The 13,531-nt window shown below is 62.4% G+C and carries 16 protein-coding genes and 1 pseudogene; 12 read left to right on the top strand and 5 right to left on the bottom strand.

What is annotated here, in order from left to right:
• Positions 1-15: 15 nt before the first annotated feature.
• On the bottom strand, positions 16-990 hold the full coding sequence (locus R1T41_RS19415; protein ID WP_028624700.1) for a caspase domain-containing protein: 975 nt from the start codon (positions 988-990) through the stop codon (positions 16-18).
• A gap of 18 nt (positions 991-1,008) precedes the next feature.
• Positions 1,009-1,380 (bottom strand): TIR domain-containing protein, encoded by a 372-nt coding sequence (locus R1T41_RS19410; RefSeq protein ID WP_028624699.1) that lies wholly within the window; start codon positions 1,378-1,380, stop codon positions 1,009-1,011.
• Between the two features lie 620 nt (positions 1,381-2,000).
• Between R1T41_RS19410 and R1T41_RS19405 the strand changes: the two genes are divergently transcribed.
• From R1T41_RS19405 to R1T41_RS19390, 4 genes and pseudogenes are all read left to right on the top strand, one after another.
• Positions 2,001-2,831 (top strand): DUF932 domain-containing protein, encoded by an 831-nt coding sequence (locus R1T41_RS19405; protein ID WP_028624697.1) that lies wholly within the window; start codon positions 2,001-2,003, stop codon positions 2,829-2,831.
• An 81-nt stretch (positions 2,832-2,912) separates the two neighbouring features.
• Positions 2,913-4,998: pseudogene (locus R1T41_RS19400) on the top strand (ParB/RepB/Spo0J family partition protein).
• A gap of 61 nt (positions 4,999-5,059) precedes the next feature.
• A complete protein-coding gene (locus R1T41_RS19395) occupies positions 5,060-5,269 on the top strand; it encodes a hypothetical protein (RefSeq protein ID WP_028624810.1) in 210 nt (69 codons plus the stop codon).
• A gap of 775 nt (positions 5,270-6,044) precedes the next feature.
• The gene (locus R1T41_RS19390) at positions 6,045-6,359 is read left to right on the top strand and encodes a DUF736 domain-containing protein (protein WP_028624809.1); all 315 of its coding nucleotides are present in this window, start codon (positions 6,045-6,047) and stop codon (positions 6,357-6,359) included.
• A 42-nt stretch (positions 6,360-6,401) separates the two neighbouring features.
• Here the strand turns inward: R1T41_RS19390 and R1T41_RS19385 are convergent, their stop codons facing one another.
• From R1T41_RS19385 to R1T41_RS19375, 3 genes are read right to left on the bottom strand one after another with little or no spacing between them, the layout of a single operon-like run.
• Positions 6,402-7,298 (bottom strand): TIR domain-containing protein, encoded by an 897-nt coding sequence (locus R1T41_RS19385; RefSeq protein ID WP_028624773.1) that lies wholly within the window; start codon positions 7,296-7,298, stop codon positions 6,402-6,404.
• On the bottom strand, positions 7,298-7,585 hold the full coding sequence (locus R1T41_RS19380) for a hypothetical protein (RefSeq protein ID WP_028624774.1): 288 nt from the start codon (positions 7,583-7,585) through the stop codon (positions 7,298-7,300). The genes R1T41_RS19385 and R1T41_RS19380 overlap by 1 nt, the downstream gene beginning before the upstream one ends.
• 13 nt (positions 7,586-7,598) lie before the next feature.
• Positions 7,599-7,892 carry a helix-turn-helix domain-containing protein gene (locus R1T41_RS19375; RefSeq protein WP_028624775.1) on the bottom strand — a complete coding sequence of 98 codons (294 nt, stop codon included), beginning with the start codon at positions 7,890-7,892 and terminating at the stop codon, positions 7,599-7,601.
• Between the two features lie 270 nt (positions 7,893-8,162).
• Here R1T41_RS19375 and R1T41_RS19370 point away from each other — a divergent pair, with 270 nt between their 5' ends.
• From R1T41_RS19370 to R1T41_RS19335, 8 genes are all read left to right on the top strand, one after another.
• Entirely contained in the window at positions 8,163-8,510 is a 348-nt protein-coding gene (locus tag R1T41_RS19370) for a DUF2958 domain-containing protein (RefSeq protein ID WP_028624776.1), read from the top strand.
• A gap of 322 nt (positions 8,511-8,832) precedes the next feature.
• Positions 8,833-9,639: a DUF2285 domain-containing protein gene (locus R1T41_RS19365; protein ID WP_028624777.1), complete on the top strand. Its 807-nt coding sequence runs from the start codon at positions 8,833-8,835 to the stop codon at positions 9,637-9,639.
• Positions 9,640-9,722: 83 nt separating this feature from the next.
• Positions 9,723-10,004, top strand: coding sequence for a helix-turn-helix domain-containing protein (locus R1T41_RS19360; protein ID WP_028624778.1), 282 nt, complete (start codon positions 9,723-9,725; stop codon positions 10,002-10,004).
• Positions 10,005-10,030: 26 nt separating this feature from the next.
• Complete coding sequence (locus tag R1T41_RS19355; RefSeq protein ID WP_034000471.1) at positions 10,031-10,876, top strand: replication initiator protein A; 846 nt, start codon at positions 10,031-10,033, stop codon at positions 10,874-10,876.
• A 265-nt stretch (positions 10,877-11,141) separates the two neighbouring features.
• The gene (gene parA, locus R1T41_RS19350) at positions 11,142-11,780 is read left to right on the top strand and encodes a ParA family partition ATPase (RefSeq protein WP_028624780.1); all 639 of its coding nucleotides are present in this window, start codon (positions 11,142-11,144) and stop codon (positions 11,778-11,780) included.
• Positions 11,777-12,064 (top strand): hypothetical protein, encoded by a 288-nt coding sequence (locus R1T41_RS19345; RefSeq protein ID WP_028624781.1) that lies wholly within the window; start codon positions 11,777-11,779, stop codon positions 12,062-12,064. The genes parA and R1T41_RS19345 overlap by 4 nt, the downstream gene beginning before the upstream one ends.
• Positions 12,061-12,606 carry a DUF2840 domain-containing protein gene (locus tag R1T41_RS19340; protein WP_009405767.1) on the top strand — a complete coding sequence of 182 codons (546 nt, stop codon included), beginning with the start codon at positions 12,061-12,063 and terminating at the stop codon, positions 12,604-12,606. Before R1T41_RS19345 ends, R1T41_RS19340 begins: the two co-directional genes overlap by 4 nt.
• Positions 12,603-13,214 carry a S26 family signal peptidase gene (locus R1T41_RS19335; protein WP_009405769.1) on the top strand — a complete coding sequence of 204 codons (612 nt, stop codon included), beginning with the start codon at positions 12,603-12,605 and terminating at the stop codon, positions 13,212-13,214. Before R1T41_RS19340 ends, R1T41_RS19335 begins: the two co-directional genes overlap by 4 nt.
• Positions 13,215-13,531: the final 317 nt, after the last annotated feature.

The following is a 13,531-nucleotide window of genomic DNA, read 5'->3' as shown; positions in this document are numbered from 1 at the left end:
TCCTTTTTATACACTTTACAGGCGTTGTTTTTCAGCAAGAAGCCGATAATGCTCCCCTAGCACTGTCAACTTGCAGGACTTGCTCTGCATGGCAGCGTGCCACATATGAGGGGCATCCACAGGCGCGACCAAGTTAAGGCGATTGTATCGCTGCAGCAACGCGAATTTGCGCGTATTTTCAGGATCTGGCGGAGGCATGCCGGGATCTCTCCCCTTCAGCTCCGGCTCGAATGTAGGGTCGAGCTTGTATTCAAAACCACGTCGGGGGAAAAATTCCGTTATACGCCTGAGATCATCTAAGGAGATAGGCGGATTGACCTTTCGAAGCGAGACGAATTGACGGACGTTGGTTTTAAAAATCGGACGCTGTTCCCAAGCCCCCAGGGATTGGTCAACATGTGCATAAATGCTACCTGGCGTGATGTCGCCAGTGAGGTTGGCCGCCCCTCCATGAAGGGCATCTACCAATAGGGTCGTGAATACGCCTCTGCCGTTTTCCTCCGTTGCATACTGATCAGCCGCTGAGGCAGTAAGGATCGTCAAACCTTCAGACAAGCTGGCTAGCTCTCCAGCGACTGGAGGAGTGCCGGCTATTCCTGAGTGGCAGCTATCAAGGATGATTATCTTGTTGCGTGCTGGCGATTTGTTGGCCAACGCAAGGACTTCGGAGAGCGATAGCCCTTCGTCACCACGGCGAGAATCCGTCGCCAGCAGATATCCCCCAGTCGCCTCAATATGTCCATGACCAGCAAAATAAAAAAGAGCAATATCAGCTTGTGCCTTGAAAAGCTCCTCAACGCGATCTTTTAATAAAGACCGTTCGACGCGATCTGCTGGACCAGTCCCGGTGAACATTTTGCAATCGAAGTTGACAGAGCCATCCCCATGACGAGCTAGGACAGCTTGCACCGCGTGAGCGTCATCGACACATCCATATAAAGAGCCACCATGCTCGTAATGATTTATGCCAACGATTAGAGCTATGCGCATAACGTCACTCCGCGTATGTCAAAGACCGTTGATAAAGTTCTTTATGGCATCCCATGTCCATGCGACAGTGTTTACGCCTTCAACTTTAGTCCGATCATCGGAATAGGCCCAGACGCCCAACACTTTCTTTCCTTCCTCACGTGCGCATGCAATCTCCCATTTCTGTCCGCTAGACGCCAAGGAGTTCTTGCTAATCAAGGCGATCACGCCATCCGATCGACGAATTCGGGCACGGACTTTGTCTTTCCACTCCGATGCATAGGCCTCCTTGACTGACATATCTATGTATTCGAAAGGGGAATTCGTAAGGAGTGATTGACCTTTCAAAAAGTCCCTTTGCCTTTCGTCTTCAATAGCGAATGCAACGAAAATAACTTTCTTGTCTGCCATGTGATCCTCTTTGCCGAAATGGTGTTGGAGTGCCTGTCTCGATACTTCGTATCGAATGTAACAGATATTTCGGTATTAATCGTGTCGGACGCATAGGGCTGAAGGAACAAACATGGCGGGCGTCCCCGGCCCAAGAGCACGGCCGGCCGCGCTGTCGTGCTGCGCATCGAGCCTCGCTACGCGAGTTCTCGCCCCTGACGGGCTTCCATCGTTCCCTCGCTCCGCTCGGCTGACGCCTACGGCCCGGCTTCCAGCTTCGGGCCTGCGCGCTTCGCTTGCGTGCGGCTCAGCACACAAGGGCGGCCGTTGCCTTGTCCAGCCGTCTCCCCTGACTTCATCACCTTGTCCGCGACCGTAGCCCGCTTCCGTGAGCCGTCAAGGCGCGCAGGGCCGTGTCCTCGGCTGCGCCTGCGGGCCGCACCAACCCTGCGCTTGTTTCCTTGACGGCCCCCGTCCGCGCGCTCCTTTGGCCGCGGGCGATGAACTCAGGAAAGACGGTGGCAACAGGGCCAACCGGGTTCCTCGTGCCAACCGCACCGAACAGCCGAAAGGCTGGGCTCCGAATCTTGGAATCCGGTGTGCGGTTTGAACAGCAAACCCTTTTCGTCAGGAGAAAGACCATGCAACTCGCATCCCGTTTCGCTTCCCGCTCCCCCTCACTGCGCAGCGACTACCCGCTGTCCGATGGCCAGATTCGCAGGGTGGCCCCGTCCATCTTCGCGGATGCCGCGCATGAGAGCCGTTCCGAGCGGTACACCTACATCCCCACCGCTGCCGTGTTGACCGAGCTTCGCAAGGAGGGGTTTCAACCCTTCATGGTGACGCAAACCCGCGTGCGCGATGAAGGCAAGCGCGAACACACCAAACACATGATTCGCCTGCGCCACGCCAGCCAGATCAACGGCGCGGAAGCCAACGAAATCGTGCTGCTGAACTCGCACGACGGCACCAGCAGCTATCAGATGTTGGCCGGAATGTTCCGCTTCGTTTGCAGCAATGGCCTTGTCTGCGGCGACACCGTGGCAGACGTGCGCGTACCCCACAAAGGCGACGTGGCCAGTTCCGTCATTGAAGGCGCTTTCGAGGTGTTGAGCGGTTTCGAGCGCGTGAAGGAGTCCCGCGATGCTATGCGCACGATCACGCTGGATGAAGGCGAAGCCGAAGTATTCGCCCGTTCCGCGCTGGCCCTCAAGTACGACCCCACGGACAACAAGCCCGCGCCCATCACCGAATCGCAAATCCTGATGCCGCGCCGCTTCGACGACCGCCGCCCGGACTTGTGGAGCGTGTTCAACCGCACCCAAGAGAACCTGACCAAAGGCGGTTTGCATGGGCGCAGCGCCAACGGACGCCGCCAGCAAACCCGCCCCGTGCAGGGCATTGATTCCGATATTCGCCTCAATCGCGCCCTGTGGCTGCTGGCCGATGGCCTGCGCCAGTTGAAAGCCTGATTCCCCTGCGCGGCAGGGGCAGGCAGCAGCCCTTGCCGCGCTATTCGCTGCTGCATTCCATCATCGCAAGGAGTTTTCACCATGAACGCCATTAACCACACCGAAGCCCAAGCCATCCACCCCGCAGCCAGCACTGCGCCTGCCGTGCTGCTGGAAGCCGCCGACCCGAGCAAGAATTCTGATTCTGGTGCCGCTGTCGCGGCTGGTATCGCGCCCCACGGGCCGCAACGTGCGCAAGACCCCGCGCATGTCGATTCCCGAACTCGCCGCCAGCATCCAGCGTGTCGGCCTGCTGCAAAACCTGATCGTCACCGCGACCGCTGACGGCGAGCGTTACGAAGTCGTGGCCGGAGGCCGTCGCCTTGCCGCCCTCAAGCTGCTGGCGAAAAAGCACCGCATCAGCAAGGAATGGGAGGTGCCTTGCCTGTTGGTGGCCGATGGCACCGCCCGCACCGCCAGCCTGACCGAGAACGTGCAGCGCGAAGCCATGCACCCCGCCGACCAGTTCGAGGCATTTGCCGCGCTGGTGGCCGAAGGCCGCCCCATCGAGGACATTGCCGCAGATTTCAGCGTCACGCCGCTGGTGGTGCAGCGCCGCCTGAAACTCGCCAACGTGTCGCCGCGCCTGCTGGCCGACTACCGGGCCGAAGCCGTGAGCCTTGACCAGTTGATGGCCCTTGCCATCACCGACGACCACGCCGCGCAGGAAGCTGCGTTCTACGATGCGCCGACATGGCAGCGCAGCCCGCACAACCTGCGCGACCGCCTGACCGAGCGCGAGATTGATGCCCACCGGCATCCGCTGGTGCGCTTCGTTGGGCTGAATGCTTACGAGGCCGCAGGCGGTGGCACCCGCCGCGATCTGTTCGCGGAAGCCGATAGCGGCGTGTATCTGACCGATGCCACGCTGCTGGAACGGCTGGCGCAGGACAAGCTGGCCAGCCTTGCCGCCGAGGTGAAGGCCGAAGGCTGGGCATGGGTGGATGCCACCCCCGGCACGACCCATGCCGACCTGCAAGCCTTCCAGCGCGCCCCGAGGCAGCGCCGGAGCCCGAACAAGCGCGAAGCCCAACGCATCGAGAACCTGCAAGCCAAGATGCAGGCGCTGGCCGAGGCCGTGGATGCCGCCCTGGACGCCGACGATGAAGAAAAGGCCGATGCCTTGCAGGAGGAAGGCGAACACCTGGGCGTACAGTTGCAGGCGCTGGAAGATGGCTTGCAGGACTATGGGGAAGCCGTCAAAGCTGCCGCCGGTGCCATCGTCACCATCGACAGCAACGGGCAGGCCGTGATTCATCGTGGCCTGCTGCGCGAAGCGCAAGCCAAGGCACTGCGCACGCTTGAACGACTGCGGCAAGGTTTCGGCAGCGAGGGCGAAGCCGGGAACGACGACACCGGCGAGGAAGCGGGCGACGCCCCTAAGCCCGCCGCCATGTCCGACCGGCTGGCGCAGCGGTTGAGTGCCCACCGTACCGCCGCGCTGCAAATCGAAGTAGCCCGGCATCCGCAGGTAGCGCTGGCCGCACTGGTGCATGGCATGGTGCAGACTGTCTTGCAAGGCAGCCACTACGGCCACGATCTGCCGCTGGGCGTGAAGCTGGCCCAGCAGGATCGGCTGGAAGGCATGGCCCCGGACTGGCCGGAATTGCCCGCCGCCGTGGCACTGCGCGAACTGCAACAGGTAGCGGGTGAAGCCTTGCCGGAGGACAGCGCCGAACTGTTCGCCGCACTGCTGGCTAAGTCGCAGGATGAACTGGTGCGCCTGCTGGCCGTATGCGTGGCATCCACGGTCGATGTGGTGACGCTCCGCGCCACGCAGCACCAGCCCGGCGCTGAACTGGCGCAGGCCGTGGCGCTGGACATGGCGGCATGGTGGCAACCGACCGCAGACGGCTATTTCCAGCATGTGCCGAAGGCCGCGATTCTGGAAGCCGTGGGCGAATTCGCACCGGAGCACGTCACCCGGCTGGCGAAGTTGAAAAAAGGCGACATTGCCAGCGAAGCCGAACGGCTGGCCGATGGAACTGGCTGGATGCCCGCAATCTTCGCCGCCGAAGCCACGCAGCAGGCCGCGCAGGAGGTGGTGACGGACGAGGCAGCCGAAGCGCCGGAGGAAGCCGCCGCCGTGGCGGATGAGCAGACGCAGGCCGAGGCACTGGCCGTTTGACCCCGTACCACAGATAGCGCCCCGGTTCCGGCCGGGGCGCTTTCATGCCGAGGATTCCCCTATGAGCCACGACACCACGAACCGTCCGCGCATGGCCGCGACCTATGCCCCCGGCACGGTACGCGCCCGCCGCTGGCATGGCGATAGCGACGTGCGGGGCTACCGTCCGCCTCGCGGCTGGACAGCCCGTGCCGACCTGACCGACCTACACCCCATCACGGGCCGCGCCTTGCCGCGTGCCGTGTGGTGGATCATCGAAACCAAAGAATAGGGAGCAGCTCCGCGCCCAAGCCGTTCCGTCTTGGGCGCGGGGAATGCCAAAAATCCGGGCGCGGCGGTGGCCGCGCCCGGTTTCAAGGCTCAAAGCCAAAACGCCCCTTTACCGCCTTCGGTCAGGCGGCAAAGGGGCCGCGCACAAGTCGCTTTTTGCGCAAAAACCATTGAAGCCATGCAAGTGCAGCGGCGCACGCGCCGCCGACATTCCGACAGCACCTCGCCGCAATGGGCGGCGCTTGTGGGGCTACGCCCCGGCTTGCTGCGGCAGGTTGCACGAAAGCGTGCCGTGCTCGACGCTGGCGGTTCGTTGCCTGTACGTCACGAAGGACGGTTCACCGACACACCACCTGGCCTCGATGTGGAGCTTCCACGCCACGCATCAAGCATGTGGCCGCAAGTTGTGGCAGGAGCGCTCGTACCTTGTTGCTGGGGCATTGACCTGGCCGCGTCAGGGAACAAGCCGGTGAGGTTGTCATACGGGGATGCCGAGTTGGTCATGTCTCCATTCGGGAGAGGCGACCCGTGCGTCCTTGGCTTGTCGTGAATCCTGGCGGTGGCGCGGCTGCGCATTGGGCTTTATGACCGCAACATTGCGGCGAAAACAATTTCCCCTACGCTGCGCGCATTCCTCGCGGGACAAATTCTTTTCGCCTCCAGGTTCTCCACGTTGTTGCGACCGCTCCGCGGTGCGGCCAGCCCATCCCCCGCCGGGCGGATCACAACAAGGACGCACTGGCGCGACCTTGTTCAACCCGAAAGGAGAAATCATCATGGCTAACATTGGCACCTTCACCGCAGAGAAAGACGGCTTCACCGGCACGCTTCGCACCCTGACGCTCAACGTCAAGGTCAAGCTGGTTCCCAACGACAAGGGTGACAACGAAAGCGCACCCGACTACCGCCTGCAAGCGGCTGGCCACGACATCGGCGCAGCGTGGAAAAAGACCAGCGAGGCCGGACGCCCTTATGTGTCCGTGACCCTTGACGATCCATCGTTCCCTGCAACGGTCTATGCCCGCCTGATCGAAGGCGAGGACGGCACGCACGACCTGATCTGGTCGCGCAGCAAGCCCAAGGCCGCCTGATAGTCGCTCACCGCGCCCCGCCCATTACGGCGGGGCACAACTCTATGCACGCATGACCTTATTCCAGTCGATGCTATGACCGGCAGCTTCAAGCTCACGCGCGAGTGCCTGTTTCCAGCCCCCGCCGCTATCCATCGTCTCCCAAACAACACCGGCGAAATCGCTTGGAATTTCCACCGCCCCGCGTTTGAGAGCACATACCTTGTCTCTGCCTAGGCGACCAATGAAGTACCCCAACTCCAAAAGCACATTCTGACGGGCTCTGGGCTCAGGTGTTCCTCCTTTTACGCAGCCCTCATCGTCTGGAGTAAGCAGAACTACTGCGAAACCAACATCACTGTGAGCAACCACTTTTTCGATAATTGTTCGTCCTTGGTTAGCCTGTTCGTGCAAGATGACGGCTTCAAGCCCGATTCGCTCAAGAAATCGTGCCACTGTTTCACGAGCACCATCGTCGTGACCATGAACGATAAAGACTTTGCGCGAAAATTGAGCTTTTAACATGGTATCCGTGCTCCCCTTGGTCTGGATATAACTCTTGTAATCCCGCACAAAGGGAATGATTAGCTGGCCAGTAAGTGCGTGAATTCCAGCAATGACCTTTTTTCCGGAATAGAAAAAATGGTGTCCGAAATTGGTAGCGTAGCCGGGATCTGCCGCCAGCTTCTCGATTAAAAGCAACGTCAACCCCAGCGCCTGCTTGGGGTCGTCTGGCCAAGCAAGCTGGGCGCTTCCAATCATGCTGCCCCCAGACTTTTCACTTTCAGCGATGAACGCCTCAACGTCGAGACCTTCCGTGAGCTCGGCGTTGTATGGCTCAAGGTCGGGATGTCGTAGCAGTTGAGCCAATTTTTTGAGAGGTCTTTCGTAAGTTTGAAGCTGTGAGGACTGCAAATCTAGAACTGCATTGTTTATTTCCGAGAATAAGTCTTTAGCCATCAATCATCCCCATCCGACTTCAATCTAGCTTCTGCCGCTTTTTCAAGAATACTCTCCCGATACTTTTCCTTCATTTGTTCTGCGAGAGGGCCAACGATAGGGTTCGAAGAATATTCTCCTAAGCGGTCGTCGATCATTCGATTGACCGATTGAATTGCGCCCTCAATGCTGGCGGGATCATTTGGATCAAAGTTTACGACCCCCAGTTCGCCGTCTAACTCACTCAAGGCGCGCTGCGCATCTTTCAGGTTTTTCTGAAGCTTATCCAGTCCGGTAATTTTGAACACGACTCACCTCCTTTTATTTATTCAGATGCTCGGAAAATGATGAAACTTCCCGAGCAATGTGATCCATCAGTTCGTGGGCGTTTTTGGGATCACTGCCTGCATACGCAAGGACCAGCAGCGTGAGTGGGTGAACATCCAGCACGGCACAAACATCTTCAATTTTATTCAATGTTGGGCTTTTCAGCCCTCGCTCCAAAGAGCTGAGGTAAGTTCGGCTGGACACATCCGAGAACGCCTCCTGGCTCAGGCCACGCGCCTTTCTGATCCGCCGTAGTGCATCGGGCAACGATGGCTTGAATGCTGTCATTCTGAACTTTCCCCAAAATCCAGAATGACAACCTGTTGCGCCCTATAGGGCTACAATCTATAGTGTTCATTTTTCCGTTTGTGCCTTTACTGAAATCCGCATTGGCGGCTTTCAGCAAAAGCGGAGAGCCTGATCCGTGTCTTTCCTGACTTCCGTGCATGTGCCTTCGTGCTTCTACGCTTTTGCGGATGCGTGGGCTTGCGCATCTGCGCTTTCGAGGGAATGCGGTAAAGCGTCCCTGATGTTTCGTGCATGCGTGGGAGTGCAGCCATGACCCCGCTCATCACCGCCGACGAGCGCACGCGCCTGCTGGCCAACGGCCAGGCCCGCGCTGCCGGGCAGGACACCGACCCGCAGCCCGTGGTGCGCCTGTTCACCCCGGATGCGCATGCCACCTGGCTGCTGGCTTCGCTCGACCCAGCCGATGGCGATACTGCCCACGGCCTGATCGGCTTGGGGATTGGCATGCCTGCACTGGGAACGGTGAAGCTGTCCGACCTGGCCGCCATCGTCGGGCCGCGGCAGCAGTCCGTGATGCGGGATCGCTATTTCCAGCCGGTGCGGCGGCTGTCGGAATACCTGCGGCTGGCCGAAGACAACGGCTCGATCACCGATTGAGGGCCACCGCGAAGCGGTGGCGCACTGTGTCTATTTCGGTCTGGTCTGTGACCCGTTCGGTCTGAATTGGCAGTGTTGCACCGAAGCGGTGCGTGCCAGATCGAAACGGTCATGATGCCTGGCGCGGGCTGCGGCAAGCTGACCGACGCGGCATGCCATTGGAGTGCGTTGCCGCCGTCGCACTCGGACGATTTCAGCAACGTATCGGAGTTCATCGGTCTTGACACTGCCAGTTTACGCTTCACCCATGACGTTTTGACGATGGCCTCGTAGCACGCCGTTTCGCCGTGGCGACGCATCCCCAGCACAGGGAGGTTGCCGTATGGCTGATCGCAGTGCCGAGCCGTGGTATGCCACGGCGGCCTATCTCTACGTTCTGCACTTGGATGGCCCGGCGCTGGCCTGGGAGTACCTGCGCCGTCATCCAGACTACCAGCGCGACTGGCTGCGCCGTCGTCGCCAACCGGATGCCGCCGGGCATTGGGGGCTGCGCCTGCTGGAAGATCCCGCCCTGGATGCGCGGGATGCACACCCGGCCTGGTTCCCCGATCACGATGCCGTGGTGCAGCTCTACCCGGATGCCGATCCGCCGCCCGATGCCTTGTGCTTTGCGTTCTGGAAGCTGCCGGGCCACAAACACCTGATCCATGACGGCAAGCGCCTGGTGCTGGTGGCACGCTGGCCCGGCTGCTGCCTGCGTTTCGTGCTCGCGCCAGGCTTGGCCGACGGCATGGCTTACGCCTATGCCATCCGGGCCTGCGTCGCACCTTGCGAACGCTATGCAGCCCTGGTGAGCGAATTGAACAAGATCGCCGTAGCCGCAGGTGCCGTACCTGCGGCGACCGTCCGGCCACGTCCGCCGCTGTCCGCATTGTTGGAACTGCACACGCTTCAGGCGCTGGACGCGACCCTGGCGGGTGCGTCCTTGCGGGAGGTGGCCGAAGGGCTGTTTGGTGTGGATGCCGTTGCCGCCGACTGGCACGCCGACAGCGCTTTGCGCGCCCGCGTGCGGCGGCTGGTGCGCCGGGCCAATGGGCTGATGCGCGGTGGCTATCGCCGTCTGGCGCAACTTCCCCCCGTTCCGCCGCATGAGGGGGGACGTTTCGCATCCCCTGCAGAACGTCCCTGAGCAAGAACCCCAAGTTTCTTGAGACTGCCTCCATCCGGTCGCGCTGTGTGGCCGGGCTTTACCTACCGATGGAGGTACATCCCATGCGACCCGCTCCCTTGCGGCCTGCCGCCGTTCCCGCTGCCACACCCGCACACCCCCAACGCTATCTCACCAACGATGAAGCTGCCGATTACCTGCGCCTGTCACCGCGCACGCTGGAGAAACAGCGCGTGATCGGCGGCGGCCCGAAGTTCCGCAAGTTCGGCCGCCGTGTGATGTACGCCGTGGCCGACCTTGATGCCTGGGCGGAAACGCGCAGCTTCGAGACCACTTCCGACCCCGAATATGCCGAGCACCACTCGGCTGACAGCCGTGCGCGCTGATCGGCGCATCGTCGGTGGCCATCGCCATGTTCCGCCCACCAGGGCACGCCTTGCCGCAGCGCGAACAGCTCGACCTGTTCCGCGCGCTGCCGGGCGACATGGCGCCGCGCGACAGCCAGGACTTGATGGCCTTTCCGTTCTTCTCGCTGGCGAAGTCGCGGCGCACCGCGCCGATCGATTTCCGCAGCGGGAGCATCACCATCCGCGTGGAAGGCACACAGGAACATGGCATCGCCACGATATGGGATGCCGACATCCTGATCTGGGCCGCCAGCCAGATCGTGGAAGCCCGCGACGCGGGCATCCCGACCTCGCGGCTGATGCAGGTGCGTCCCTACGAGATCCTGCGCTTCATCGGGCGCGGTACGTCGCTGCGCGACTACCAGCGCCTCAAGGCCGCGCTCGACCGGCTGCAATCGACCACGGTGGCCACGTCCATTCGAGAAACCACGGGAAGGCGATTGCATCGCTTCTCGTGGATCAACGAGTGGAAGGAGCTGGCCGACGCCAGCGGCACGCCGCTGGGCATCGAGCTGATCCTGCCGGACTGGTTCTATGCGGGCGTGGTGGACGCGGCCCTGGTGCTAACCATCCACCCGACGTATTTCCGGCTCACGGGCGGCATCGAGCGGTGGCTGTATCGCCTGGTGCGCAAGCATGGCGGCCGGCAGGAACATGGCTGGCAATTCGATTTCCAGCACCTGTACCGCAAGTCGGGCAGCGTGGCGCGCTTCTACGACTTCGCCGCCGACCTGCGCGCGCTGGTGGCGCGGCAATCGCTGCCCGGCTACGTCCTGGGCATCGAGCGGATGCCTGGCGAGAAAACCGAACTGCTGACATTCCGGCCCGTGCCGCCCACGGCACGGGGATAACTGCGGGAAAACCTGTTAATTCACTCGTGCTATCAGGCAACAGAGGACTCGTGCTATCAGGCAACAAATCGTCGTGCTATCAGGCAAAAAAATCGGCTGCAAACCCGCGCCGTTGCTGGGTTTTCTCGCCCCTTAACTTCCCTAACAGTAAATACATAACTTTTAGTAGAAGCGCGCCGTTTCGGTGGACAACCGCCAAACGGCACGGCGAACCCCGTTTCGCAGGACAGGCAAAGCCCGGCTTTCCAGCAGGGAGGGCCGCGCCATGATCTTCGCGTTTCTCAACCAGAAAGGCGGTGTCGGCAAGACCACGCTCGCCACGCACATCGCCGGCGAGCTGGCGATGCGCGGCCTACACGTCATCCTGCTGGATGCCGACCCGCAGGGTTCCTCACTGGACTGGACACAGCGCAGAAGCCAGCAGGGCTTGCCACGGTTGTTCAGCGCCGTGGGCCTCGCCTGTGAAACACTGCACCAGGAAGCGCCAGAACTCGCCAGGCGGGCCGATCACGTCATTATCGACGGGCCACCCAGGATCGCCGCCTTGGCGCGCTCCGCGCTGCTGGCGGCCGAGCGCGTGCTAATCCCGGTGCAGCCCAGCCCCTACGACCTGTGGGCCAGCTCAGAAATGGTTTCGCTGATCCGCGAGGCACAGGTGTTCCGGCCGCAGCTAGCAGCGGCCTTCGTCATCAATCGGCGCGTCAGCACCACCATCATCGGCAGGGAAGCACGGCAATCGCTGGCCGAACAGCCGCTGCCCGCGCTGCGCTCGGAGATCCACCAACGCATCGTCTTCGCCGACAGCGTGGCCGCTGGCCGGCTCGCCCGCGAAACAGCGCCCGACAGCGCCGCCGCCCGCGAAATCACCGCCCTGGTGGACGAACTGCTGCAGTGGCCGTCATGAGCGACAACAGCAACCCACCCAACGGCAAACGCCCAGCCAAGCGGGTCGGCATCGGTGCGCGTCCGCCCGCCAATCCGCACGCCGAGGCGTGGATTCGCCAGGGTGACGCGGATGCGCTCAACAAGGGCGACCTTTACACCGCTCGCCTGACCCTCGACATCACGCCTGCCATGCGGGCACGCATCAAGGTGTCGGCCTTCACGCGGGGCGTGACCGTGGCCGACCTGCTGCGCGGCCTGCTGGAGCGCGAGTTTCCAGAACACCGCAGGGAGAACACACCATGACCGCATCCGCTTTGCCTGCCGCGAACGCGGCACCGGTTACGCCGTTGCCTGCGCTTTCGACACTCGCCGGACAGGCCGGCAACGTGCCGCTGACGCGCGTTTCGCTGGCCTACATCGAGGCCCGTTTTAAGCTCTACCTGCGCTTCGGAGAACCGGCGCGCACACTCCAGCTCGACCGTTGGCGGCGCTGCGCAGTGTTCCTGCCGGGCACGATGCTATGCCGCATCCGCTGGGAGGCAAACGACTACGGCACGATCCGCTGGCAGCTCATGATGATGCAAGCCGCCACGCCGCTCGATGCCGTACAGCGCATCCCAGGTGTGCAGCCAGGCGCGCGCCTGCTGCTGCACGCAGAAGGCGATGCCAACGTGCGCGCCGTGCTGGAACGCATCGACGCTATCGAAGCGCTGGGCATCGCCGCCATCGACGTGTCGCCCGCGTACTGGCGTACGCTGGGCAACCGTCTGGCGGCTCGCCTTGCGCTGCCCGAATACACTGCCGAGCGGCACGCCGCTTGGTTGGCCGGGAAGGTGCTGCCATGACGGCCCCGACCAACACGGGCAGCACGTCGGCCGTTGCGCCGCGTCCCCGCTTGCACCCACGTTCACGTATGCGCGCTCGCGTCGTCGTGGCGACACTGGCCGCCATCGGCCTCGCGGCGCTGGCCTGGGCGGCTTTCGTATCGCCGCTGCCGCGCCTGGCCTACAACCCGTCCGACAGTGTGGCGGTTGGCTGGTATCGCATCGAACCGTTCGACCCGCGCACCGCCTCGCTGCCACGTCCGCTGTCAGTGGACAGCATCGTGCTGGTGCCGCTGCCCAACAGGGCCGCCATGCTGGCCGCGCAGCGCGGCTATCTGCCAACGCGCGTGCCGCTGCTCAAACGTGTGGGCGCGGTCGCGCCACAACACGTTTGCATCGTCGCCGGCCAGGTTCGCATCGACGGCGTGCCTGCGGCCGCCGCGCTGCCTGCCGACCGGCTGGGCCGACCGCTGCCATCCTTGCAGCTTTGCCGCCGTCTCGAACCGGGCGAACTGTTCCTGTTGAGCGTGACCAATCCGGCATCGTTCGACAGCCGGTATTTCGGCCCGGTCAGCGCATCCACCGTGATCGGCGTTGCGCATCCGGTGTGGCTGGAGTCCCGCCCATGATGGCCGCCGACTCGCTGCACGTTGCCGTGCATCTTGTCGTGCCATCGGGCATGTCGTTCTCGCTGCTGTTGCCGTGTCGTCGCGCCTGCCGTACCGGTGCATCCGCACCGCACGTCGCGCTGCCTTCGACGCAGCCTTCCAACGTGCAGGCGTCTTGCTTCGAACACGCCCGGCCTGCTGTCTTCATGGCGTCAGTCCGCGCGTTCGCCGGCGCGCTGGCTGCTCCCGCAGCAGCGCCGCCGGGCCGACGATGCCCGGAGCGACAGCGAAGGGCAAAGGCGGAAGGCAAGACAAAAGGACGCGGCACCAGGCCGCGT

It is taken from the genome of Thalassospira lucentensis (assembly GCF_032921865.1).
GTDB lineage: Bacteria > Pseudomonadota > Alphaproteobacteria > Rhodospirillales > Thalassospiraceae > Thalassospira > Thalassospira lucentensis_A.
The sequence above is the reverse complement of the archived record's forward strand: the minus strand, read 5'-3'. Positions and strand labels throughout refer to the sequence as shown.

What these genes read in the sequence shown, in the direction of transcription:
- R1T41_RS19360 (WP_028624778.1), top strand. Translation starts at nt 9,723, where the DNA reads ATGCGACCCGCTCCCTTGCGGCCTGCCGCCGTTCCCGCTGCCACACCC.
- R1T41_RS19340 (WP_009405767.1), top strand. Translation starts at nt 12,061, where the DNA reads ATGACCGCATCCGCTTTGCCTGCCGCGAACGCGGCACCGGTTACGCCG.
- R1T41_RS19370 (WP_028624776.1), top strand. Translation starts at nt 8,163, where the DNA reads ATGACCCCGCTCATCACCGCCGACGAGCGCACGCGCCTGCTGGCCAAC.
- R1T41_RS19405 (WP_028624697.1), top strand. Translation starts at nt 2,001, where the DNA reads ATGCAACTCGCATCCCGTTTCGCTTCCCGCTCCCCCTCACTGCGCAGC.
- R1T41_RS19365 (WP_028624777.1), top strand. Translation starts at nt 8,833, where the DNA reads ATGGCTGATCGCAGTGCCGAGCCGTGGTATGCCACGGCGGCCTATCTC.
- R1T41_RS19385 (WP_028624773.1), bottom strand. Translation starts at nt 7,298, where the DNA reads ATGGCTAAAGACTTATTCTCGGAAATAAACAATGCAGTTCTAGATTTG.
- R1T41_RS19345 (WP_028624781.1), top strand. Translation starts at nt 11,777, where the DNA reads ATGAGCGACAACAGCAACCCACCCAACGGCAAACGCCCAGCCAAGCGG.
- R1T41_RS19415 (WP_028624700.1), bottom strand. Translation starts at nt 990, where the DNA reads ATGCGCATAGCTCTAATCGTTGGCATAAATCATTACGAGCATGGTGGC.
- R1T41_RS19375 (WP_028624775.1), bottom strand. Translation starts at nt 7,892, where the DNA reads ATGACAGCATTCAAGCCATCGTTGCCCGATGCACTACGGCGGATCAGA.
- R1T41_RS19395 (WP_028624810.1), top strand. Translation starts at nt 5,060, where the DNA reads ATGAGCCACGACACCACGAACCGTCCGCGCATGGCCGCGACCTATGCC.
- R1T41_RS19390 (WP_028624809.1), top strand. Translation starts at nt 6,045, where the DNA reads ATGGCTAACATTGGCACCTTCACCGCAGAGAAAGACGGCTTCACCGGC.
- parA (WP_028624780.1), top strand. Translation starts at nt 11,142, where the DNA reads ATGATCTTCGCGTTTCTCAACCAGAAAGGCGGTGTCGGCAAGACCACG.
- R1T41_RS19410 (WP_028624699.1), bottom strand. Translation starts at nt 1,380, where the DNA reads ATGGCAGACAAGAAAGTTATTTTCGTTGCATTCGCTATTGAAGACGAA.
- R1T41_RS19355 (WP_034000471.1), top strand. Translation starts at nt 10,031, where the DNA reads ATGTTCCGCCCACCAGGGCACGCCTTGCCGCAGCGCGAACAGCTCGAC.
- R1T41_RS19335 (WP_009405769.1), top strand. Translation starts at nt 12,603, where the DNA reads ATGACGGCCCCGACCAACACGGGCAGCACGTCGGCCGTTGCGCCGCGT.